The organism is Caballeronia sp. EK, assembly GCF_014384845.1.
Taxonomy (GTDB): Bacteria; Pseudomonadota; Gammaproteobacteria; order Burkholderiales; family Burkholderiaceae; genus Caballeronia; species Caballeronia jiangsuensis.
Map to the genome: position 1 here is coordinate 253,012 of NZ_JACSUE010000001.1, position 21,269 is coordinate 274,280.

A 21,269-nucleotide genomic window follows, 5' to 3' on the forward strand; every position below is an offset into this window, starting at 1 on the left:
ATATCGAAGGCCAGCCGCGCGGCGTCCACATGCCGCGCGCCGCTGTCCTTTCAGGAGTACAAACGTGTCATCGAATCCCGCTCAATCCAGCCGGAGTGTCGCCGCGTCGCGCGAAGGCTCGCGCGCCGACCGCTATATCCAGCTCACCTTGCTCGTTCTGGCCGCCGGCGCCATTTATCCGATTCTGTATCTGCGGCAGGTTTATCAGCCGACGATGCTCGAAGTCTTTCACATCACCGAATCGCAACTCGGTTATCTGTATTCCGCGCTCGGCACGATCTTTCTCGTCTGCTATCTGCCGAGCGGCTGGCTCGCGGACCGCATCGCGCCGCGCGTGCTCATCAGCTTCTCGCTGATCGCGACGGGCGCGCTCGGCCTGTGGTACTCCACCGCGCCGGCGTTCGGCTCGCTGATCGCGATCTTCGGCTGCTGGGGCCTGACGACGGGCCTCACGTTCTGGGCCGCGATCATCAAGCGCGTGCAGATGATCGCCGGCACCGACGAACAAGGCCGCTTCTTCGGCTTTCTCGACGGCGGGCGCGGCCTGATCGAAGCGCTGCTCGCGACCATCGCGATATCGCTGTTCGCGTGGGCCACGCAGACGCACGGCGAATCGACGGCGGCGGGCTTCCGGCTCGTCGTCTACATGTACGCGTTCCTGTGCATCGGGCTCGGCGTCGTGCTCGGTCTCGTGCGCGATCCGGCCGCTGTCGAGGCGAAGGAAACGAAGCGCCGCGACAGCAACGTCATGCGCGATCTCGCCGTGCTGCTGAAGAACCCGCAACTGTGGCTGCTCGCCGCGATCGTGTTCTGCGGCTATCAGGTGTTCTGGGCGACTTACAGCTTCTCCGCGTATCTGCATGAGCGGGAAATCGGCCTGTCGGTGGTGGCAGCCGGCTTCATCACGACGCTCAAGCTGTGGATGCGCCCGATCGGCGGCATCGGCGGCGGCTTTCTCGGCGACCGCTTCTCGAAGACCTCGGTGCTCGTGTTCGCGCTGTTCGCGGCGGCCGCCGCGCTGCTCGTGCTGATGGCCGCGCCGTCCATCGGCAGCCACGCGGTCATCGCCGTGGTCGTGCTGTTCATCGGCGTGATGACCTACGCGATTCGCGGCCTCTACTGGTCGCTGCTCGATCAGTGCAAGGTGCCGCCCGAAACCATGGGCCTCGCCATCGGCCTCGTCTCCGTGATCGGCTATTCGCCGGATGCGGTGCTGCCGCTCATCAACGGCTATCTCACGCAGAACTATCCGGGCGTGCATGGCTACCAACTCTACTTCGGCTATATCGCCTGTATGTCCGTGCTGGGCGGTGTCGCCGGTCTCGTCTTCAAGCATCGTCTCGACAAACAAGAGGCTCAAGCATGAAAATCGCCGCGCTGGAAACTCATATCGTCGCCGTGCCGCCGCCGCATGTGGGCGGCATGTACTGGATCTTCGTCAAGCTGCGTACCGATTGCGGCATCGAGGGCGTGGGCGAGATCTATTCCGCGACGTTCCATCCGAAAGCGATGACGCCGATCATCGAGGACGTGTTCGAACGCTATCTGCTCGGACACGATCCGCATCATGTCGAGCGCTTCTATCGCGAATGCTATTCGAGCGGCTTCACGCAGCGCCCCGATCTCACGATGATGGGCGTCGTCAGCGGCCTGGAAATGGCGTGCTGGGACATCATCGGCAAGGCGGCGAACAAGCCGGTGTACGAACTGCTCGGCGGCCGCGTGCACGAGCGTCTGCGTTCGTACACGTATCTCTATCCGAAGAACGCGCGCGGCGAATACGATTACGACGATCCCGATCTCGCCGCCGAATGCGCCGCGCATAACGTGGAACTCGGCTTCACGGCCGTCAAGTTCGATCCGGCCGGCCCGTACACCGCGTATTCCGGACATCAGGTGTCGCTCGACGTGATGGACCGTTGCGAACTGTTCTGCCGCAAGGTGCGCGAGGCGGTCGGCAGCAAGGCCGATCTGCTGTTCGGCACTCACGGACAGATGGTGCCGTCGTCGGCGATCCGTCTCGCGCAGCGTCTGGAAAAGTACGATCCGCTGTGGTTCGAAGAGCCGGTGCCGCCGGGACAGGAAGACGCGATGGCGCAGGTCGCCGCGAAGACCAGCATCCCGATCGCGGCGGGCGAGCGTCTCACGACCAAGTACGAGTTCTTCAAGCTGCTCGAAGCGCGCGCGGCGTCGATTCTGCAGTTCAACGTCGGACGCGTGGGTGGCCTGCTCGAAGCGAAGAAGATCGCAAGTCTCGCCGAAGTCCATTACGCGCAGATTGCGCCGCACCTCTACAACGGGCCGGTCGGCGCGGCGGCGAGCATCCAGATCGCGGCGTGTTCGCCGAATTTCCTGATCCAGGAAAGCATCGGCACATGGGACGGCTTTCACGCCGACGTGCTCAAGTCGGGCATTCGCTGGGAAGACGGCTACATCATTCCGTCGAGCGAGCCGGGTCTCGGCGTGGAACTGAACATGGACGTCGTGCGCGCGCACACGCCGTACACCGGCGAGCGGCTGCATCTGCAGATGGCGGCGAAGCCGTTCGACGTAAAGGACCTCGCGCCCGCAAGGGGCTGAACCGAAGGCACTGAAGGCGACAGAATCATGGAATTCGATTACATCATCGTGGGCGCCGGATCGGCGGGCTGCATTCTCGCGGACCGGCTCTCGGAGTCGGGACAGCATTCGGTTTTGCTGCTTGAGGCGGGCGGCGCGGACAGTTCATTCTGGTTCAGGGTTCCGGTCGGGTTCACCAAGACCTACTACAACCCGGAATACAACTGGATGTACTACAGCGAGCCGGAAGCGCAGCTCAACGGCCGCCAGCTTTATTGTCCGCGCGGCAAGGTGCAGGGCGGCTCCGGCTCGATCAACGCGATGATCTACGTGCGCGGCCAACCCCACGATTTCGACGACTGGGCGCGTGCGGGCAACCCCGGCTGGAGCTTTCGCGACGTGCTGCCGTACTTCCGGCGCGTCGAATCGCACTGGGCGGGCAACACCGAATATCACGGCGCGGACGGCAAGATCGCCATTACGTCGATGAAGGACGGCGCGCATGCCATCTGCGGCACGTTCCTGGAAGGCGCGCGTCAGGCGGGTTATCCGGTTACCGGCGACATCAACGGCCCGGACTACGAAGGCGCCGCCATCTATGACCTCAACGCGCGCAACGGCGAGCGCTCGTCGAGCAGCTTCGAGTATCTGCATCCGGCGTTGTCGCGCAAGAACCTGCGCGTCGAGCGCAATGTCTCCGTGCGCCGCGTGATGTTCGACGGCAAGCGCGCGACGGGCATCGAGGCATCGCGCAAGGGCGAGCCGCTGACGTTTCGTGCCAAGCGCGAAGTCATTCTCTCGGCAGGCGCGGTCGATACGCCGAAGCTGTTGCAACTGTCCGGCGTCGGCGACGCGGCGCTGCTCGCGAAGCATGGCATTGCCGTGCAGCACGCGTTGCCCGCGGTGGGCCGGAATCTGCAGGACCATCTGTGCGTGAGCTTCTACTATCGCGCGACGGTCAAGACGCTGAACGACGAACTCCGTTCGCTGGCGGGCAAGGCGAAGGCGGCGCTGCGCTATCTGCTCTCGCGCAAGGGGCCGCTGTCGATGAGCGTCAACCAGTCGGGCGGCTTCTTCAAGGGCGACGCGCAGGAAGCGGAACCGAATCTGCAGCTTTACTTCAATCCGCTGTCGTACCGTATTCCCAAAAGCAGCAAGGCGCAGCTCGAACCGGAACCGTATTCGGGCTTTCTGCTGTGCTTCAATCCGTGCCGTCCGACGAGCCGGGGAAGCATCGAAATCACGTCGAACCGCGTCGAAGATGCCGCGGCGATCCGCATCAACGCGCTGACGACCGAAAAGGACCTGCATGAAGCCGTGCAGGGCAGCAAGCTGATCCGCAAGATCATGAATTCGAAGGCGCTGCGCGGCATCACGGCCGAGGAGATTTCGCCGGGACCGGACGTGCAAAGCGACGAAGCCCTGCTCGATTATTTTCGCGATCAGTCGGGCTCGATCTACCATCTGTGCGGATCGTGCGCGATGGGCGCGGATGCGGCCACATCCGTCGTCGATGCGCGGCTGCGCGTGCATGGCGTCGACGGGCTGCGTATCGTCGATGCGTCGGTGTTCCCGAACATCACGTCCGGCAACCTCAATGCCCCGACGATGATGGTCGCCGAAAAAGGCGCCGACATGATCCTCGAAGACACGCAGGCCGACCCCGCGCAGGCGTCCACGCCGGCGGAACTCGTGCCGGTGTGAGCTTCGCGGCGCGAGTACGCGTCGCCGAAGCTGCATAATTTGCCTCGATTCGTAAAATGCCGTCAAAGAACGGCATGCTCCGGTGCACTTGCGTGTCGAATGCGCGTCGCGTGCCGGAGCCGCCTCCGGCGGCGAAAAGGAGATCGTCTTGAAGCGAAAAATGCCCGCCCTCAATGCGCTGAGGGCTTTCGAGGTAGCCGGACACACCGGCAACTTCACACGTGCCGCGGAAGTGCTGCACGTCACGCAAAGCGCGGTGAGCCGGCAGGTCCGCCAGCTCGAAACGCAACTCGGCGAGACGCTGCTGGTGCGCCGCCATCATCATCTCGAACTTTCCGCGACGGGGCGCCTGTTGTTGCAGGCGCTCAAGTTGTCATTCGACCGCATCGAACTGACGGTACGCAGCATTCAGGAGAAGACGCACCTGAAGCGCCTGCGCGTCAACGTTCCGCCCACGTTTTGCAGCCGCTGGCTGATGCCGCGTCTGCAATCGCTGCGCGCGGCGGCGCCCGAACTCGAACTCACGGTGACATCCAGCGTGAAGGACGATCTCGTCGAATCGGGCTCGCTCGACTGCGCGGTGCGTTTCGGCGACGGCGAGTGGGACGGCCTCGACAATCAGTTGCTGATGAACGAGCGGCATCTCGCCGTGTGTGCGCCGTCGCTGCTCGGCGGAAGCACAGGCGCGGCGGAGAATTTCGGCGCGTTCACGCTGCTGCACGTTCTGGCGAGCAGCGATCAGCGCTACCTGACGTGGCAGCACTGGCTGAAGGCCGCGCATATCGACGATGTCGATCTCGGCGGCGGCCACGAATTCGATCTGCTCGATCACGCGATCCGCGCGGCGGTGGACGGGCTCGGCGTCACGATGGCCGACCGCCACATGATTTCGTCCGAGTTGCGGCAGGGGACGCTCGTGCCGCTGAGCGACGTCGAAGTGGACGGGCATCAGTCCTACTGGCTCGTGACGCGCACCGGCCAGGACGACGCGCCGCCGGTCGCCGTGTTCCGCGACTGGCTGCGTCGCGAGATCGAAGAACAGGAGCGCGGCTGGCCGTTGCGCGCGAGAGAATAGGACAGGCGGCCGGAGCGCCGCCGCCAATAAGAAACCAGGAGACAACCGTGCGCCGTCTGCCATCCCTGACCGCATTGCGCTTCTTCGAAGAAAGCGCGCGCCATATGAGCTTCAACAAGTCGGCGGCCGCGCTGTGCGTGACGCCGGGCGCGGTCAGCCGGCAGATTCGCCTGCTCGAGGATGCGCTCGGCACGAAGCTGTTCGACCGCGATCACAAAGGCATTCGCCTGACGCGGCAAGGCGAGGAACTGCTTCAGTGCCTGGCGCAAGCGTTCGATTCGATCGAGCGCGTGACGCGATCGCTGTCCAGCGCGAAACCCGGCGAACGCAAGCGGCTGACCGTGACCGCGCCGCCGACCTTCGCGTCGCGCTGGCTGTCGCCGCGGCTCGGCGCGCTGATGGACGCCGTGCCCGATATCGACCTTTCCGTGCGCACCGATGCCGCCGACGATCGTCATTGCAGCATTCGCTTTGGATACGAAGCGCGCGCGGATCATCGCTCGGAGTTGCTGTTCATCGAACGGCATGTGCTCGTCGGTGCGAAGAAATATGCCGGGCAGCCGGTCGAAACGCTGCTCGAACGCACGCCGACGCTGCATGTGCTGCACAACGACGTGCGCTTGACGCTCTGGCCCAACTGGCTCGATTCGGCCGGTTTGCCGCGCGCTTATGCGGAGAACGGCATCGAGTTTTCCACGCTCGATCAGGCGATCCATGCCGCGCGCGCGGGCTCGGGCCTCGCGGTGGTGGACCGCAACATGATCGTCGATGATTTGCATGACGGCGCGCTCGTGCAGTTGTCGCCGGTGGAATCGAGCGGGCCTTATGGCTACTGGCTGGATATCGCGCCGTCGCACGCGGGGCTGGATTGCGTGCAGGCGTTCGCGGAATGGCTGCGCGGCGAGGGGGCGAAGGCCGCGCAGCTCTGAGCGGGCGATCAGTTGCCGCTTGCCTGGTTCAAAGTCAGATGCTTCGTCTCCGGCGCCCAGGCAATCGACACGATCATGCCGACCAGCAGCACCGCGGCCAGCGCGAGCATGGTCATCTGGATGCCGGCTTGCGCAATGCCGACAGGCAGCAGAAACGTCCCGACCGCCGATCCCAGCCGGCTGCACGCAATCGACAGCCCCACGCCGCAAGCACGCGCCTCGGTCGGAAAGCACTCCGGCGGAAACACGCCGACGAGATTCGAGAACGCCGACATCGTCAGCGTGAAGATGCCGAACGCGACGATCATCCCGAGATTCGCCGAAGCCGGCAGCACCGCCAGCGCAAGCAGCGACGCGCAGCACACCGCGAAGGAACCGATCAGGAACGAGCGGCGCGACAGCTTGATGGTCAGCCAGATGCCGAGCAGCGCGCCGAGCACGAGAAACGCATTCAGCAGCAGATCGGCACCCGAGCCTTCGGGCACGCGAATCGCGGTGAGAATGCTCGGCAGGAACGTGTAGATCGCGAAATACGGAATCACGAGACACACGAAGAATGCGCAGTTGAAGATCGTGCGCCGGATCAGATCCGGCTTGAAGAGCCGCGCGAAACCGCCCGCGGGTGCGTGGTGTCCGCCAGAATCGGCGCCGAGCGTCACGTTCGGACCGAAGTGCTTGCGCACGATGCGCAACGCTTCGTCCTTGCGTCCCTGGCCAAGTAGCCAGCGCGGCGACTCCGGCGTGCCGATGCGCAGGATCAGCACGAGAAACGCCGGCACGCCAGCCGACGCGAGCAGCCAGCGCCACGCGTCCGGCGAGGCGTCGGCGTAATGCATACCGAGCACGTTCGCGATCACATAGCCGATCGTCCAGATCACACTGAACGAGCCGAGCAACGTGCCGCGATGCTTGCGCGGCGAAAACTCCGCGAGAATCGCGTGTCCTACGGCGAAGTCGCCGCCCATGCCGAAGCCGATCAACACGCGCAGGCCGACGAGCATCGCGGGCGTCGTCGCGTAGAACTGCGCGAAGGCGGCCGCCGTGATGATGACGAAGCTCAGCAGGAAGATCTTCTGCCGTCCGAGCTTGTCGGAGAGCCAGCCGAACACGAGACTGCCGATGAAAATGCCGATCAGCGCGGACGAGCCGAGCAGGCCCATCCAGAATGCATCGAGCGGAATCTGCCTGTTCAGCGACGTCAGCGCATAGCCGATCGTGCCGAGCGCATAGCCTTCCGTGAAATGCGCGCCGAAGGTCAGACCCGCGATCTTGACGTGAAAGCGGTTCAGCGGAACATCGTCGAGCGCGACGCGATCGGGGGTGCCGGCGAAAGGCGCGGCGGCATGCACAGCGAGCGCGTCCGCGCTCATGCTTCGAGTATCCAAGAGTATCTCCTCCAGTTCGGAGTGCAGCGGCGCGGATCGCGCCGCATGAAAGCCGCGCACGCGATGGTTTTATCGTTCGTGCGTGCGCGGCGGGGGTGATGCCTCAGCGACCGAGGCCGGCCATCATCATGTACTTGAGCTCCATGTATTCATCGAGCCCGTACTTCGATCCTTCGCGGCCCAGTCCCGACTCTTTCACGCCGCCGAAGGGCGCGACTTCCGTCGAGATGATGCCTTCGTTGATGCCGACCATGCCGCTTTCCAGCGCTTCGCCGACGCGCCATGCGCGACCCAGATCGCGCGTGTAGAAGTACGCGGACAGGCCGTAAGGCGTGTCGTTCGCCGCGGCGATGACTTCCTCTTCCGTCTCGAAGCGGAAGCACGCGGCCACCGGACCGAAGGTCTCTTCACCGGCGATCAGCATCGACGGCTTTGCGTCCGCGAGCACCGTCGGTTCGTAGAAGGTGCCGCCGAGCGCGTGCGGCTTGCCGCCGGTGAGAATCTTCGCGCCGTGGCTCACGGCATCGGCGACATGTGTCTGCACCTTCGCGAGCGCCGCCTCGTTGATGAGCGGACCCTGATCGAACTCGCCTGCCAGGCCGTTGCCGACGCGCAAGGCATGCACGGCGCGCGTGAGCGCCTGCGTGAACGCGTCGTAGACGCCGTCCTGCACGTAGAAGCGGTTCACGCAGACACACGTCTGTCCGGTGTTGCGGAACTTCGACGCGATCGCGCCCTGCACGGCGGCGTCGATATCGGCGTCGTCGAAAACGATGAAGGGCGCATTGCCGCCGAGTTCCAGCGAGAGCTTCTTGAGCGTATCCGACGATTGCTTCGCCAGCAGCTTGCCGACGCGCGTCGAGCCGGTGAACGACAGCTTGCGCACATCGCGCGATTCCGTCAGCGTCTGGCCGATAGCCACGGCGTCGCCGGACACGATATTGAACACGCCCGGCGGAATGCCGGCTTTCTCTGCGAGCACGCCGAGCGCGAACGCGGACAGCGGCGTTTCCTCCGACGGCTTCAGCACCATCGTGCAGCCCGCCGCGAGCGCCGGGCCGGCCTTGCGCGTGATCATCGCGAGCGGAAAATTCCACGGCGTGATCGCCGCGACGACGCCGACCGGCTCGCGCGTCACGATGATCTTCGAATTCGGCTTCGGACTCGGAATCACGTCGCCGTAGCTGCGCTTCGCTTCTTCCGCGAACCATTCGAAGAAGCTCGCGGCATACGCGACTTCACCGAGCGCTTCGGCAAGCGGCTTGCCCTGTTCGCGCGTCAGCAGTTCGGCGAGCGTGTCGCGGTTGGCGAGCATCAGTTCGCCCCAGCGCTTCACCCGAGCGCCGCGTTCCTTCGCGGTCAGCGCGCGCCAGGCCGGGAAGGCGCGCCGGGCGGCGTCGATCGCCTGGCGGGTTTCCGCGCTGCCGCCGCGCGCGACGTTCGCGATGACTTCGCCCGTCGCCGGATTGCGCACGGCATAGGTGCTCGCGCTCTCGCGCCACTGGCCGTCGATATAGTGATTCGTCTGCAACAGGGTCTTCATGCTGCGCGCTCCAAGGTGTCGTCGAACACGCCTTGCGCGGCACGCGCCTCGCGCGCGATGCGCCGTCCCGCCGTGTAGTCGTTGATGAGATCGCACGGCGTGTAGTTGCGCTCCAGCTCGTGCAGTTCGTCGGCGTCGAGGCGCGTGTCGAGTGCGGCAAGCGCGCTGTCGAACTGCGCCGCCGAGTCCGCGCCGACCAGCATGCTCGCGATGCCCGGACGGCTCAGCACCCACGCCTGCGCGATCTGCGCCGCCGATACGCCGCGCCGCGCCGCCACGCGCGCCACCGACGACGAGACTTCCTGCGAGGCATGGTCGCCGTACATTTGCGCGGTGAAGAAGTCGGTCTGATTGCGGTTGGACTTCGCATCGCAGGTCAGAAGGCCGCGCGCGAGCGGGCTGAACACCGAGATGCCGACGCCCTGATCGATGCAGTACGGAATCATCTCGCGCTCTTCCTCGCGATACGCGAGATTGAGCTGCAACTGCATGTTGACCGGCTTGTGCCAGCCGTGGCGCTCGCATGCCTGCATGATCTTGGCGAACTGCCAGGTGTACATCGTCGATACGCCGATATAACGCGCCTTGCCCGCGCGCACGATGTCGTCGAGCGCGCACATGGTTTCCTCGACGGGCGTGTTCACGTCGAAGAAATGCAGCATGTAGACATCGACGTAATCCATGTCGAGACGTCTGAGCGACGCGTCGATGCCGTCCATGATGTGCTTGCGCGAATGGCCGCCCGCGTTCGCGTGGCTCGCCATGCCGTAGCCGACCTTCGTCGTGACGACGATTTCGTCGCGCTTCACGAGACGCTTCAGGATGCGGCCGACGACTTCCTCGCCGACGCCCGTCGAATAGAAATCGGCCAGATCGATGAAGTTCACGCCGTGATCGAGCGCGTGCTTCACGATCGGCTCGCTTTGCGCTTCATCGAAAATCCACGGCTTCCATTGCGGCGTGCCCATGTTCATCGTGCCGAGGCACAGACGCGAAACCTTGAGGCCGGACTGGCCGAGACGCACGTATTCCATTTGCGAGAACTCCTCAGCTTTTCTTCGGCGTGTAGAACGGGTTCGACACTTCGCGTGCGGCCTTGAACACCGCTTCCTTGCGCGGCAGACCTTCCATTGCGGCGATGAGCGCGTTCTTGCACGCGCGATAGTTGTTTTCGTAGACGGCGTCGAGATCGTCGGTCTTCGGGTTGACCCAGTTCGCCGACACGACGACCCAGTCGTTCTCCGCTTCCGGCGGCAGCGTGCCGTTTTCGAGCGATTCCGCGACCGCCTTTGCGATGCCCGCCTGCGATGCGCCCCACGTCGCGTTGCCGTGGAAGTCGCCGTCGATCTGCGCCTTGTTGACATACAGCGTGAGCGGCTTGGTCGGCACGCCCGGCTGTGCGATCACGACGAACGGCGCGTGACCGGCCGAGGGTGTCGCGAGCGCGGTCGAGAATGCCTGACCGGCCGGGCCGTTGCGCGGTCCGACCAGCACGTTGATGTGGGCGAGGTTCACGCCCGGTCCTTCGAAGCCTTCGCCGATGAAGAGAGTCTTTTCCATTGCCACGTTCCTGTTTTCCGTCAGAGAGAATCGGTTGCGCCACCGCCGCGGTGGATGAAGGGCATTCTGCGGCGGCGCTCGCGCGAGCAGGAATCGACGATTTTTCAGGCCGGCGTTGAGGAAAGCTCAACTCGGGGTTGACCCGTAGGTTTTTCGGATTGGGTTGTGGCAATGTCCGCGCGGCGTCGTTATTTGCTGACCGGTCGGCGACGCGGGTTTCGTATTCGGTCAATACGAAACTTCATCGATGGTGTTTCGTCAATTCGAGGTAAAAACCGGTAATCCCGATTACGATATTGACGCCATCAGCGCGAGAAACTCAGGGATCAGTTTCGTATTGCCAAAGCGCAATCGATCGAGTCAATCGGTATAAAACTCGGCCCCATTTGGCGCGACAGCGCAAGCGCAGGTTCTGCCGGAGCCACGCCGGGAAGCTTTCAGATAGCGCCTTTGGACCTGTCTGCACGGCGAATGCTTTCTTGAAAGACATAGGCGTCTATCAGAAAAGCATTTCTCATAAATTTAATCGACTACCCAAAGCGGCGATTTATATTATCGGTCTAAGCCACGACCTTTCGCCAGCGCGACTTGTCGGAAGTTTCTCTTTAAACGGCTGAATTATCCGTTCGAGATTCAGAGCAATCCATACGAAGCGGCGCAATTTCCGGGGATGCGTAGATGATTGCCGAATTGTTCAGATCTCAGCCGGAAATTGCGTTGTTCGCGAGTCTTGCATTCGGCTATCTGATCGGTTCTTTCAAGATCGGCCCGATCCAGCTAGGCGGCGTGTGCGGCACGCTGATCGTTTCGCTGCTGCTCGGCCAGACAGGCGCGCGTCTGTCGCCCGACCTCAAGAACATCGCGTTCGCGCTCTTCATCTTCGCGCTCGGTTTCACGGGCGGCCCGCAGTTCTTCGCCAATGTCGGGCGCGGCTGGCGTTACGGGGTGCTGTCGATCGTCGAAATCGTCTCGGTGCTCACGCTCGTGATGATCGCCGTCGCCGTGCTGCATCTCGATCCCGGCACGGCAGCGGGACTGCTTGCGGGCGCGGCGACCGAATCGGCGGTGATCGGCACGGCGTCGGAAGCCGTCGCGAAGCTCGGCTTGCCCGACGCGGACACGGTGCGCCTGCAGGCGAATATCGTCACCGCGTACAGCGTCAGCTATCTGTTCGGACTTATCACCATCGTGCTCTTCACGAGTCAGTTCGCGGCGCTGCTATTGCGCGTGAATCTGCGCGAAGAAGCCGAGCGCGTGTGGCGCAAGCTCGGCGGCGGCGATTCGCTGGGCGAAGGCGAGCGGCTCGCCGCGCCCGCGCTGGTGGGACGCGCGTTTCGCGTCGGCCGGGCGGCGGGCGTGAGTGTCGGCGCATTCGAAGCGCAATACGGCCACAACCTGACCATCGAGGAGATCGAACGCGGCGGCGCGGCGCTTGCCGTCGCGCCCGGCCTGGTGCTCGCCGCGGACGATCTCGTGCTGGTCGGCGGGCGGCGCGAGGCGCTGATCGAGGCCGCGCCCGCGCTCGGGGAAGAGGTCGCGTCGGGCCATCATTTTTCGACGGCGCTCGCCGATATGGTCGACGTCGTGCTCACGCGCAAGGACGCGCGCGGCGCGACGATCCGTCAACTGCGCGAGCGCTCGGACCCCGAGCAGGGACGCGGCATCTACATCGCCGCCGTGACGCGGCTGGAGAACCGCATACCCGCGCTTCCGGGCACCGAGCTCAATCGCGGCGACGTGCTGACGCTGGTCGGCGCAAAGGCCGACGTGCTGCGCGGCGCGAAGCGGCTCGGCTACCTGCTGCCGGCGACCCTGAAAACCGACTTCGTGTATCTCGGCCTGGGCGTGCTCGTCGGCATGGCGATCGGCCGGCTGTCGGGCACCTTCGGCGGCGTCACGCTCGCGCTCGGCACGGGCGGCGGGTGTCTGCTGTCGGGGCTGCTGTTCGGGTGGCTGCGCTCGTTCCATCCGATCGTCGGTTCGCTGCCGCCGGCGGCCGCGCAAATCCTCAAGGACTTCGGACTCGCGACGTTCATCGCGGCCGTCGGGCTGTCGGCGGGGCCGGACGCGATCAAGCTCGTGCATCAGTACGGTCTCGCGTTGCCCGTCGCCGGGATTCTGCTGGTGCTGGTGCCGGGGCTGTTGTCGCTGTGGATCGGCCGCGCGTTTCTCAAACTCGATCCGCCGATGCTGCTCGGCGCGATCGCCGGCCAGCAGTGCAGCACGCCTGCGATCAGCGCGCTCGTCGGCGTGACGGGCAATTCGACGCCGGTCATCGGCTACACGATCACCTACGCGCTTTCGAACATTCTGCTGCCGCTGATGGGGCCCGTGGTGGTCGGCCTCGCCGCGCAGTTCAAGGGCTGAAGGGCGTCATGCGCAATGGACGCAACCGCGTCGATCGCGTTGCAGGCGCCGATTTGCGATCGGGCAAGGGAAGGTAGTGCCATGTCGTCCGCCGCGTTTCGTAGCGGACCCCAAGCGCGTTTTCAATGAGAGGGCACGATGGACTGGATACACAACATCTTTCACAAGTCACCCGAGATAGCGTTGTTCCTGTCGCTGGCCGTGGGGTATTTCATCGGCCAGATCAACTTCGGCAAGTTCCAGCTCGGCGGCGTCGGCGGCTCGCTGCTGGCGGCCGTCGTGATCAGCCAGGCGGGCGTGTCGATCGACAACGGCGTGAAAGCCGTGATGTTCGCCGTGTTCATCTACGCGGTCGGCTACGACTCGGGGCCGGGCTTCTTCAACTCGCTGAACCGCAAGACGCTGCGGGAAATCGCGATGGCGGTGTTTCTCGCCGTGTCGGCGCTCGTCACCGTCATCATCTGCGCGAAGATCTTCCATCTGAACAAGGGCCTGGCCGCCGGGCTCGCGGGCGGCGCGCTCACGCAATCGGCGATCATCGGCACGGCGGGCGATGCGATCGCGCGGCTCGGCCTGCCAGCCGAAGAAGTGAAGTCGCTGCAGTCGGACGTGGCCATTGCGTACGCGGTGACGTACGTGTTCGGCTCGCTCGGCGCGATCATCGTGTGCGTGAACATCCTGCCGAAGTTCATGGGCCGCGATCTGCGCTCGGCCGCGCTCGACGCCGAAGCGAAGCTCGCGGGCGGCACGCCGTCGCGCGCGCCGGGGCAACTGGCGGCGCTGCCCGAACTGGTCGGGCGGGCGTTCAGGGTCGGGGCGGCGGCAGGGCGCAAGGTCTCCGAGATCGAAATGGCGGCGCAGGACTTCGTGTCGGTCGAGAAGATACGGCGCGCGGGCAAGGAGGTCGAGCCGGGGCCCGATGTCGTGCTCGCGGCCGATGACGTCGTGCTCGTGGTCGGGCGGCGCGAAGGCATGGTGCCCATCGCGCCGAAGATCGGCACCGAAGTGTCGGACGTGACGGATGTCAGCGCGGTCATGCAGACGCGCCAGGCCGTATTCACGGCGAAGGGCCTGAACCATACGACGATCCAGAAAGTGCGCGAGACCGTCGACCGCGACTTGCGTCACGGCGTCTTCCTCGAAAGCATCACGCGCGTCGGGCAGCCGGTGCCGATCCTGCCCGAAACCAAGCTCGAACACGGCGACGTGCTCACCTACTTCGGCTCCGCGAAAGACACGAAGCGCGCGGTGGCGGCGACAGGCTACGAGCTGCCTTACTCGATCAAGACCGACTTCATCTATATGGGCGTCGGCATGGTCGTTGGCCTGTTGATCGGGCTGGTCGTGGTCAATATCGGCGGCGTGCCGCTCACGCTCGGGTCGGGGGGCGGCTGCCTGCTCGCGGGCCTCGTGTTCGGCTGGATGCGCGGCAAGCATCCGATGTACGGCGTGATGCCGCCCGCCGCATCGCGCCTGTTGCAGGACTTCGGGCTGGCGGCGTTCGTTTCGGTGGTCGGTCTGAACTCGGGACTGCAGGCGGTGACGACGATCAAGGAACTCGGCGTCACGATCTTCCTGCTCGGCGTGGTCGTGACGATGCTGCCGCTGCTGCTCACGATGCTGTTCGGCCGCTACGTGCTGAAGTACGACAACGCGGCGATCCTGGCGGGCGCGCTGTCCGGCTCGCGCAGCGCGAACCCCGCGTTCGGCGGCGTGCTGGACAAGGCCGAAAGCGCCGTGCCGACCGTGCCGTTCGCGATCACCTATGCGATCGCGAACGTGCTGCTCACATTACTGGGGCCGCTCGTCGTCGGCCTGGTTTGAATCTTTCACTGGAGAACGCATCATGGCAAAGGCCAACAAGAGCAAGGATCAGGCAGCGCTGCAGGCATTGAGTCCGTTCGAACTGAAAGACGAGCTGATCAAGGCGGCGGGCGGCGGAGCAGTCGAACGTCCGGCCAACATCTCGATGCTCAACGCCGGGCGCGGCAACCCGAACTTTCTCGCGACGATCCCGCGCCACGGCTTCTGGCAGCTCGGGCTCTTCGCGATGCGCGAGTCGGAGCGCTCGTTCGCATACATGCCCGAGGGCGTGGGCGGCTTCCCGAAGCGCGAAGGGCTGTCCGAGCGCTTCGAACTGTTCCTGCGCGAAAACAAGGGCGTGCCGGGCATCGCCTTTCTCGCGGGCGCCGTGTCGTACGTGCGCGATCAGCTCGGCCTGTCGGGCAACGATTTCCTCTATGAGATGTGTGAAGGCATTCTCGCGTCGAACTATCCGGTGCCGGACCGGATGCTGAAGCTCTCGGAGACCATCGTCGGGCAATATCTGCGCCGCGAGATGATCGGCAAGTATCCGTTCGTCGGCGAATTCGACATCTTCGCCGTCGAAGGCGGCACGGCCGCGATGACGTACATCTTCAACACGATGAAGCAGAACCACCTGATCAAGGCGGGCGACACCATCGCGCTCGGCCGTCCGATCTTCACGCCGTACATCGAGATTCCGACGCTCGGCGAGTACGACCTGAATGTCGTGAATCTGGATGCCGACGTCGAGAACAACTGGCAATACTCGAAGGCCGAACTCGACAAGCTGCGCGATCCGAAGGTGAAGGCGTTCTTCCTCGTGAACCCGAGCAATCCGCCTTCCGTGAGAATCAGCGACGAGAGCCTCGAATACATCGCGCAGATCGTCAAGGAACGCCCCGATCTGATCCTGCTGACGGACGACGTGTACGGCACCTTCGCCGACGACTTCGTGTCGCTGTTCGCGCTCGCGCCGAAGAACACGATTCTCGTGTACTCGTACTCGAAGTATTTCGGCGCGACGGGCTGGCGTCTGGGCACGATCGCGACGCACAAGGACAACGTCCTCGACAAGCTGATTTCCGAGTTGCCGAAGGACACGAAGAAGCTCCTGCACCATCGCTACGAGTCGATCACGACCGAGCCCGACAAGCTGAAATTCATCGACCGGCTGGTCGCGGACAGCCGCACCGTCGCGCTGAATCACACGGCGGGCCTGTCGACGCCGCAACAGGTGCAGATGGTGCTCTTCTCGCTGTTCTCGCTGATGGATACGCCGGATGCCTACAAGGACGCGCTCAAGCGCCTGATCCGCAGCCGCAAGCGCGCGCTCTATGAAGAGATCGGCATTGCGTTCGACGAGAAGGACGCGAACCAGGTCGATTACTACTCGATCATCGACATGGAATATTTCGGGGAGCGCGCGTACGGGCGCGAGTTCGTCGACTGGCTGCTCAAGCACACGGAGGCGTCGGAGCTGCTGTTCCGTCTCGCCACCGATGCGCGTGTCGTGCTGCTGCCGGGCATGGGCTTCGGCACGAAGCATCCGTCGGGGCGCGTGTCGCTCGCGAATCTCAACGAGTCCGACTATCGGAAGATCGGACGCGCGATCCGCAAGCTCACCGACGAGTATGTCGAGCGCTACAACAAGGAGACCGGCAAGAACATCGAGAGAAAAGAGGTCAAGTGAAGGCGTCGCGGCCGCGCCGCCGCGTTAGATGACCCGAACGACCGCTCGCCGCTCGCCGCTCGCGTCTCGCGAAGCGGGCGGGGTTTCCCTTACGTATAAACCCCTGAAGTCTCGGGGCTGAGCGGGCTCGATCACGGCTCGCTCCCCCGTTCAGGGGATGGTTCCGAATCCTGTTCCCTTCGATCATTCTCTTACCGGAAACGACACCGCCGCCAGCCGGCGATGTCCGCCCCTCTAACAGAATGAGACAAGGAGACACAGATGCGGGACGACCTCCAGGCCGCCGCGCCCTCGGCCTACGCCTACCCGTTGCTGATCAAGCAACTGCTGCACACGCCATTCCTTCAGGCGCCCGACCAGGAGATCGTCTACCGGGGCCGGACGCGCATGACCTACACGGGCCTGCGCGAGCGCATCGCGCGGCTCGCCGGTGGCCTGAGCCAGCTCGGCGTACAGCACGGCAGCACCGTCGCCGTGATGGACTGGGATAGCCACCGCTATCTGGAATGCTACTTCGCGGTGCCGATGATGGGCGCCGTCCTGCAGACCGTCAACGTGCGTCTCTCGAATGCGGAGATCGCGTACACGATCAATCACGCTGGCGCGGAAGTTCTGCTTGTCCATACCGATTTCCTTCCGGTGCTGGCGGCGATCAGGGATCAGCTCGAAACCGTGCGCACCTTCATCCTGATCGACGAACAGGACGGCGAGACCTGCGAGCACGCCATGTCGTTCGCGACCGAATACGAGGCGATGCTCGCCGCCGCCGCCGATCACTACGATTTTCCGGACTTCGACGAAAACACGCGCGCCACGACCTTCTACACGACCGGCACGACGGGTCTGCCGAAGGGCGTCTACTTCTCGCATCGCCAGATCGTGCTGCACACCATCACCGTGATGGCCGCGCTGGCGAGCCCCGAGTCGGGTCAGCGCTTTCATCGCGGCGACGTGTATATGCCGCTCACGCCGATGTTCCATGTGCATGCGTGGGGCATGCCCTACATCGCCACCATGCTGGGCGTAAAGCAGGTCTATCCGGGACGCTACGTGCCGGACCGGCTGGTGCGGCTGCTGCACGATGAAGGCGTGACGTTCTCGCATTGCGTCGGCACGATCCTGCACATGCTGCTCACTTGCGGCGAAGCGAAATCGGCCGACCTCAGCAGATGGAAGGTGGTCATCGGCGGCGGCGCGCTGACGCACGGGCTGGCGCGCGCCGCGCTCGATCGCGGCATCGATGTCTTCACGGGCTACGGCATGTCCGAGACGTGCCCGGTGCTGAGCCTCGCGCAACTGAAACCCGGCGACGAATCCCTCGACCTCGACGAGCAAGTGCGCCTGCGCTGCCGAACCGGTTCGCCGATTCCGCTCGTCGATCTGCGCATCGTCAACGCGAACATGGAAGACGTCGCGCACGACGGCAAGGCCAACGGCGAAATCGTCGTCCGCGCGCCGTGGCTCACGCAAGGCTATCTGAACAACCCCGAGGCATCCGGACAGCTCTGGGACGGCGGCTATCTGCATACGCAGGACATCGCGAGCATCGGCGCGAACGGCAGCCTTCTGATCACGGATCGCATGAAGGATGTGATCAAGTCGGGTGGCGAATGGATCTCGTCGCTCGAAGTCGAGAGCCTGATTTCGATGCATCCCGGCGTCGCCGAAGTCGCCGTGATCGGCGTCAGCGACGAGAAGTGGGGCGAGCGACCGGTCGCGCTCGTCGTGGTCCGCGCGGACGCGGTCATCACCGAGGACGAGATCAAGCGTCACGTGCTGACGTTCAGCGCATCGGGGCGCATCTCGAAGTACGCGGTGCCGCAAGTCGTCAGGTTCGTCGAGGGACTGGAGAAGACGAGCGTCGGCAAGGTGAACAAGAAGTGGCTGCGCGCCCAGTTCGTCTGATCGGTCACAAGGAGCCAGGCAATGTCGAGCATCAAGGAATACCGCGTCGCGTCGATCGAGGATTTCGTGGGTCGGGAGCTGGGCGTGTCGGACTGGACGGTCGTGGATCAGGCGCGCATCGATGACTTCGCGCGCTGCACCGGCGATACGCAGTGGATCCACGTCGATGTCGAACGCGCGAAGCGTGAAAGTCCGTTCGGCGGAACCATCGCGCACGGCTATCTGACGCTGTCGCTGCTGGCGCCGCTCGCAATGGAGATCGGCGTCATCCCCGAGGACGCGTCCGCCGGTCTCAACTACGGACTCGACAAGGTGCGCTTCATGACGCCGGTGAAGGCCGGCGCGCGCGTGCGCAACCGCGTGAGCTTGTTGTCAGTTGAGCGAAAGAGCGGCGGGCGGGTCATCGTCAAGACGAAGAACGAGCTGGAGATAGAAGGTGAGGACAAGCCGGCGCTCATCGCCGAGACGCTGGCGATGCTGATCGCGTAAGCAAACATAACGAAGAACCTGAGAGCAAGTCGGAGGAGCATCAAAATGGCGGTAAGCACTAAAAGACTGGCGCGCGGAGCGGCAGCGAACGACCTCGTGCATTCGGCAACGGAAGGCATGTCGGGCCCGAATCCGTTCGTCGGATTGCGTCCTTGCGACGTCGTCGCGACCGCGCGCCATATCGGCGCGCAGGCGTGGCGGCAACCCGCGCTGATCGTCGAACAGGAAGCCGCGCTGGTCCGCGATCTGATCGCCGCGCTGAGCGGCGACGCGCCGGGCGCGCCGCAGAGCGACAAGCGTTTCGCGGATGTCGCGTGGCGCGACAACGCGCTCTATCGCATGACGATGCAGGGCTATTTCGCGTGGCGCGATGCGCTCTCCGGCTTCGTCGACCGCTCCGCGCTCGACCCGAAGAGCAAGGAGCGCGCGCAGTTCGTGATGTCCCTCTTCACCGACGCGATGTCGCCGACCAACACCCTGCTCGGCAACCCGGCCGCGCTCAAGAAAGCCGTCGATTCGGGCGGCGCGAGCCTGATCGGCGGCCTGAAGAACGCCGTGACGGACATGGTGAAGAATCAGGGCATGCCCGCCCAGGTCGACCGGACCGCATTCGAGGTCGGCAAGAATCTCGGCACGTCGAAGGGCGCTGTCGTGTTTCGCAACGAAGTGCTGGAGCTGATCCAGTACGCGCCGGCGACCGCGAACGTGCATAGCCGGCCGCAACTGATCGTGCCGCCGCAGATCAACAAGTTCTACGTGTTCGATCTTTCATCTGGCAAGAGCATCGTCGAGCATCTGTTGAAGAGCGAGTTTCAGGTGTTCGTCGTGAGCTGGCGCAATCCGACCGCGGCGCAATCCGGCTGGGATCTCGACACCTACGTGACGGCGCTTCTCGAAGCGATCGCGGCCGTGCGCGACATCACCGGCAGCGACGATGTCAACCTGCACGGCGCATGCTCGGGCGCCATGACCATCTCGGCTTTGCTCGGACTTCTGGCAAGCCGTGGCGATAAATCCGTTCACGCCGCCACGCTGATGGTGGCCGTGCTCGACAACACGGCGGACTCGCAGCTCGGGCTCTTCGCGACGCCCGAAGCCATCGCGGCGGCGAAGCATGCGAGCACATCGCGCGGCGTGCTTGCCGGCGAGGAGATGGGACGCGTGTTCGCATGGATGCGGCCCAACGATCTCGTCTGGAATTACTGGGTCAACAACTACCTGATGGGCAACACGCCGCCTGTGTTCGACATCCTCTACTGGAACAACGACACGACGCGTCTGCCGGCGAAGCTGCACGGCCAGCTGCTCGACATCTTCACGGACAACCTGTTCACGAAGCCCGGCGCGCTGAGCGTGCTGGGAACGCCGATCGACCTGAACGACGTGGCCTGCGACAAATACATGGTGGCGGGCATCACGGACCACATCACGCCGTGGAAGGGCGTCTACGACACAGCGCGTCTCTTCGGCGGCAACACGCGCTTCGTGCTGAGTTCGAGCGGTCACATCCAGAGCCTGATCAATCCTCCGGGCAATCCCAAGGCGAAGTTCTATCTCAACCCCGAGCTGTCCGCGAGCGCCGACGCCTGGCTCGACGCTGCCGAACCGAAAGCGGATTCGTGGTGGAACGACTGGAGCGTATGGCTCGCCGCGCGCTCAGGCAAACGCCGCGCGGCGCCCGCCGCGCTCGGCAACGAACGGCATCCGTCGCTCGCGGCCGCGCCGGGCACTTACGTCCTGCAGGACTGACTTCGATGCGCCGGCCGCGTCGCGGCTGGCATCGACTTATTATCATCGAAAGGAAAACGGATCATGGAATCGACCAATCAAAGCAATTTCTTCGACGGATGCCTCAAGTTCATCAAGCCTTTGCGCTTGTCCGGCTTCAATGCCAACGCCATTCTGGATTCGCGCCGCAAGGACGTCGAAGCGCTCGCGACCGTCGGCACCACCGCGCTGACGGGCATCCAGTCGCTCGGCCAGAAGCAGATTGAAATCCTCTCCGGAACGATGACGCGGGTCCGCGCGCTGACCGGCAAGCAACCCGGCCAGGAGGCCAGGCCGGCCGCCGCGAGCGAAGCGGTGCAGCAGGCGTTCTACGCGACGCTTTCCGACGTGCGGGAACTCTTCGGCACGGCGTATCGGGCCCACTCCGACAGCTACGCGGTCATTTCGAAGCGCGTCGCGGAGAACGTCGAGGAGTTGAGGGCGCTGCTGCAACCGCGCAAGTAACGCGTCCCGCGCGGCGCATCAACGA

16 protein-coding genes are annotated in these 21,269 nt (G+C 64.3%); 12 read left to right on the forward strand and 4 right to left on the reverse strand.

Annotation, left to right across the window (positions count from 1 at the left end; translation table 11 throughout):
- Positions 1-64 precede the first annotated feature (64 nt).
- The 5 genes from IAG25_RS01090 to IAG25_RS01110 all read left to right on the forward strand — a co-directional run bounded on the left by IAG25_RS01090 (position 65) and on the right by IAG25_RS01110 (position 6,267).
- The gene (locus tag IAG25_RS01090; RefSeq protein ID WP_187603120.1) at positions 65-1,366 is read left to right on the forward strand and encodes an MFS transporter; all 1,302 of its coding nucleotides are present in this window, start codon (positions 65-67) and stop codon (positions 1,364-1,366) included.
- On the forward strand, positions 1,363-2,580 hold the full coding sequence (locus IAG25_RS01095) for a mandelate racemase/muconate lactonizing enzyme family protein (RefSeq protein ID WP_187603121.1): 1,218 nt from the start codon (positions 1,363-1,365) through the stop codon (positions 2,578-2,580). Before IAG25_RS01090 ends, IAG25_RS01095 begins: the two co-directional genes overlap by 4 nt.
- Positions 2,581-2,607: 27 nt before the next feature.
- Positions 2,608-4,263 (forward strand): GMC family oxidoreductase, encoded by a 1,656-nt coding sequence (locus tag IAG25_RS01100; protein WP_187603122.1) that lies wholly within the window; start codon positions 2,608-2,610, stop codon positions 4,261-4,263.
- A gap of 160 nt (positions 4,264-4,423) precedes the next feature.
- A complete protein-coding gene (locus tag IAG25_RS01105) occupies positions 4,424-5,338 on the forward strand; it encodes a LysR substrate-binding domain-containing protein (RefSeq protein WP_187603697.1) in 915 nt (304 codons plus the stop codon).
- Positions 5,339-5,385: 47 nt separating this feature from the next.
- A complete protein-coding gene (locus IAG25_RS01110) occupies positions 5,386-6,267 on the forward strand; it encodes a LysR substrate-binding domain-containing protein (RefSeq protein ID WP_187603123.1) in 882 nt (293 codons plus the stop codon).
- Positions 6,268-6,275: 8 nt separating this feature from the next.
- Here the strand turns inward: IAG25_RS01110 and IAG25_RS01115 are convergent, their stop codons facing one another.
- From IAG25_RS01115 to fae, 4 genes are all read right to left on the reverse strand, one after another.
- Positions 6,276-7,637, reverse strand: a complete 1,362-nt coding sequence (locus IAG25_RS01115) for an MFS transporter (protein WP_187603698.1) — start codon at positions 7,635-7,637, stop codon at positions 6,276-6,278.
- A gap of 118 nt (positions 7,638-7,755) precedes the next feature.
- A complete protein-coding gene (locus tag IAG25_RS01120; protein ID WP_187603124.1) occupies positions 7,756-9,195 on the reverse strand; it encodes an NAD-dependent succinate-semialdehyde dehydrogenase in 1,440 nt (479 codons plus the stop codon).
- Entirely contained in the window at positions 9,192-10,229 is a 1,038-nt protein-coding gene (locus IAG25_RS01125; protein WP_187603125.1) for an aldo/keto reductase, read from the reverse strand. The genes IAG25_RS01120 and IAG25_RS01125 overlap by 4 nt, the downstream gene beginning before the upstream one ends.
- Positions 10,230-10,242: 13 nt before the next feature.
- A complete protein-coding gene (gene fae / locus IAG25_RS01130) occupies positions 10,243-10,755 on the reverse strand; it encodes a formaldehyde-activating enzyme (protein WP_187603126.1) in 513 nt (170 codons plus the stop codon).
- A gap of 678 nt (positions 10,756-11,433) precedes the next feature.
- Between fae and aspT (IAG25_RS01135) the strand changes: the two genes are divergently transcribed.
- The 7 genes from aspT (IAG25_RS01135) to IAG25_RS01165 all read left to right on the forward strand — a co-directional run bounded on the left by aspT (IAG25_RS01135) (position 11,434) and on the right by IAG25_RS01165 (position 21,244).
- Positions 11,434-13,122 (forward strand): aspartate-alanine antiporter, encoded by a 1,689-nt coding sequence (aspT, locus tag IAG25_RS01135; RefSeq protein ID WP_187603127.1) that lies wholly within the window; start codon positions 11,434-11,436, stop codon positions 13,120-13,122.
- Between the two features lie 138 nt (positions 13,123-13,260).
- A complete protein-coding gene (gene aspT, locus IAG25_RS01140) occupies positions 13,261-14,946 on the forward strand; it encodes an aspartate-alanine antiporter (protein ID WP_035500016.1) in 1,686 nt (561 codons plus the stop codon).
- A gap of 22 nt (positions 14,947-14,968) precedes the next feature.
- The gene (locus IAG25_RS01145; protein ID WP_187603128.1) at positions 14,969-16,618 is read left to right on the forward strand and encodes a bifunctional aspartate transaminase/aspartate 4-decarboxylase; all 1,650 of its coding nucleotides are present in this window, start codon (positions 14,969-14,971) and stop codon (positions 16,616-16,618) included.
- Between the two features lie 261 nt (positions 16,619-16,879).
- Entirely contained in the window at positions 16,880-18,523 is a 1,644-nt protein-coding gene (locus tag IAG25_RS01150) for a fatty acid--CoA ligase (RefSeq protein ID WP_187603129.1), read from the forward strand.
- 21 nt (positions 18,524-18,544) lie between these two features.
- A complete protein-coding gene (locus tag IAG25_RS01155; protein ID WP_187603130.1) occupies positions 18,545-19,012 on the forward strand; it encodes a MaoC family dehydratase in 468 nt (155 codons plus the stop codon).
- Positions 19,013-19,057: 45 nt separating this feature from the next.
- Entirely contained in the window at positions 19,058-20,761 is a 1,704-nt protein-coding gene (locus tag IAG25_RS01160; protein WP_187603131.1) for an alpha/beta fold hydrolase, read from the forward strand.
- A 63-nt stretch (positions 20,762-20,824) separates the two neighbouring features.
- Positions 20,825-21,244 (forward strand): phasin family protein, encoded by a 420-nt coding sequence (locus tag IAG25_RS01165; RefSeq protein WP_187603132.1) that lies wholly within the window; start codon positions 20,825-20,827, stop codon positions 21,242-21,244.
- The last annotated feature ends 25 nt before the right edge of the window (positions 21,245-21,269 follow it).

What these genes read in the sequence shown, in the direction of transcription:
- IAG25_RS01095 (WP_187603121.1), top strand. Translation starts at nt 1,363, where the DNA reads ATGAAAATCGCCGCGCTGGAAACTCATATCGTCGCCGTGCCGCCGCCG.
- IAG25_RS01100 (WP_187603122.1), top strand. Translation starts at nt 2,608, where the DNA reads ATGGAATTCGATTACATCATCGTGGGCGCCGGATCGGCGGGCTGCATT.
- IAG25_RS01105 (WP_187603697.1), top strand. Translation starts at nt 4,424, where the DNA reads ATGCCCGCCCTCAATGCGCTGAGGGCTTTCGAGGTAGCCGGACACACC.
- IAG25_RS01115 (WP_187603698.1), bottom strand. Translation starts at nt 7,637, where the DNA reads ATGAGCGCGGACGCGCTCGCTGTGCATGCCGCCGCGCCTTTCGCCGGC.
- IAG25_RS01120 (WP_187603124.1), bottom strand. Translation starts at nt 9,195, where the DNA reads ATGAAGACCCTGTTGCAGACGAATCACTATATCGACGGCCAGTGGCGC.
- IAG25_RS01125 (WP_187603125.1), bottom strand. Translation starts at nt 10,229, where the DNA reads ATGGAATACGTGCGTCTCGGCCAGTCCGGCCTCAAGGTTTCGCGTCTG.
- fae (WP_187603126.1), bottom strand. Translation starts at nt 10,755, where the DNA reads ATGGAAAAGACTCTCTTCATCGGCGAAGGCTTCGAAGGACCGGGCGTG.
- aspT (WP_187603127.1), top strand. Translation starts at nt 11,434, where the DNA reads ATGATTGCCGAATTGTTCAGATCTCAGCCGGAAATTGCGTTGTTCGCG.
- aspT (WP_035500016.1), top strand. Translation starts at nt 13,261, where the DNA reads ATGGACTGGATACACAACATCTTTCACAAGTCACCCGAGATAGCGTTG.
- IAG25_RS01145 (WP_187603128.1), top strand. Translation starts at nt 14,969, where the DNA reads ATGGCAAAGGCCAACAAGAGCAAGGATCAGGCAGCGCTGCAGGCATTG.
- IAG25_RS01150 (WP_187603129.1), top strand. Translation starts at nt 16,880, where the DNA reads ATGCGGGACGACCTCCAGGCCGCCGCGCCCTCGGCCTACGCCTACCCG.
- IAG25_RS01155 (WP_187603130.1), top strand. Translation starts at nt 18,545, where the DNA reads ATGTCGAGCATCAAGGAATACCGCGTCGCGTCGATCGAGGATTTCGTG.
- IAG25_RS01160 (WP_187603131.1), top strand. Translation starts at nt 19,058, where the DNA reads ATGGCGGTAAGCACTAAAAGACTGGCGCGCGGAGCGGCAGCGAACGAC.
- IAG25_RS01165 (WP_187603132.1), top strand. Translation starts at nt 20,825, where the DNA reads ATGGAATCGACCAATCAAAGCAATTTCTTCGACGGATGCCTCAAGTTC.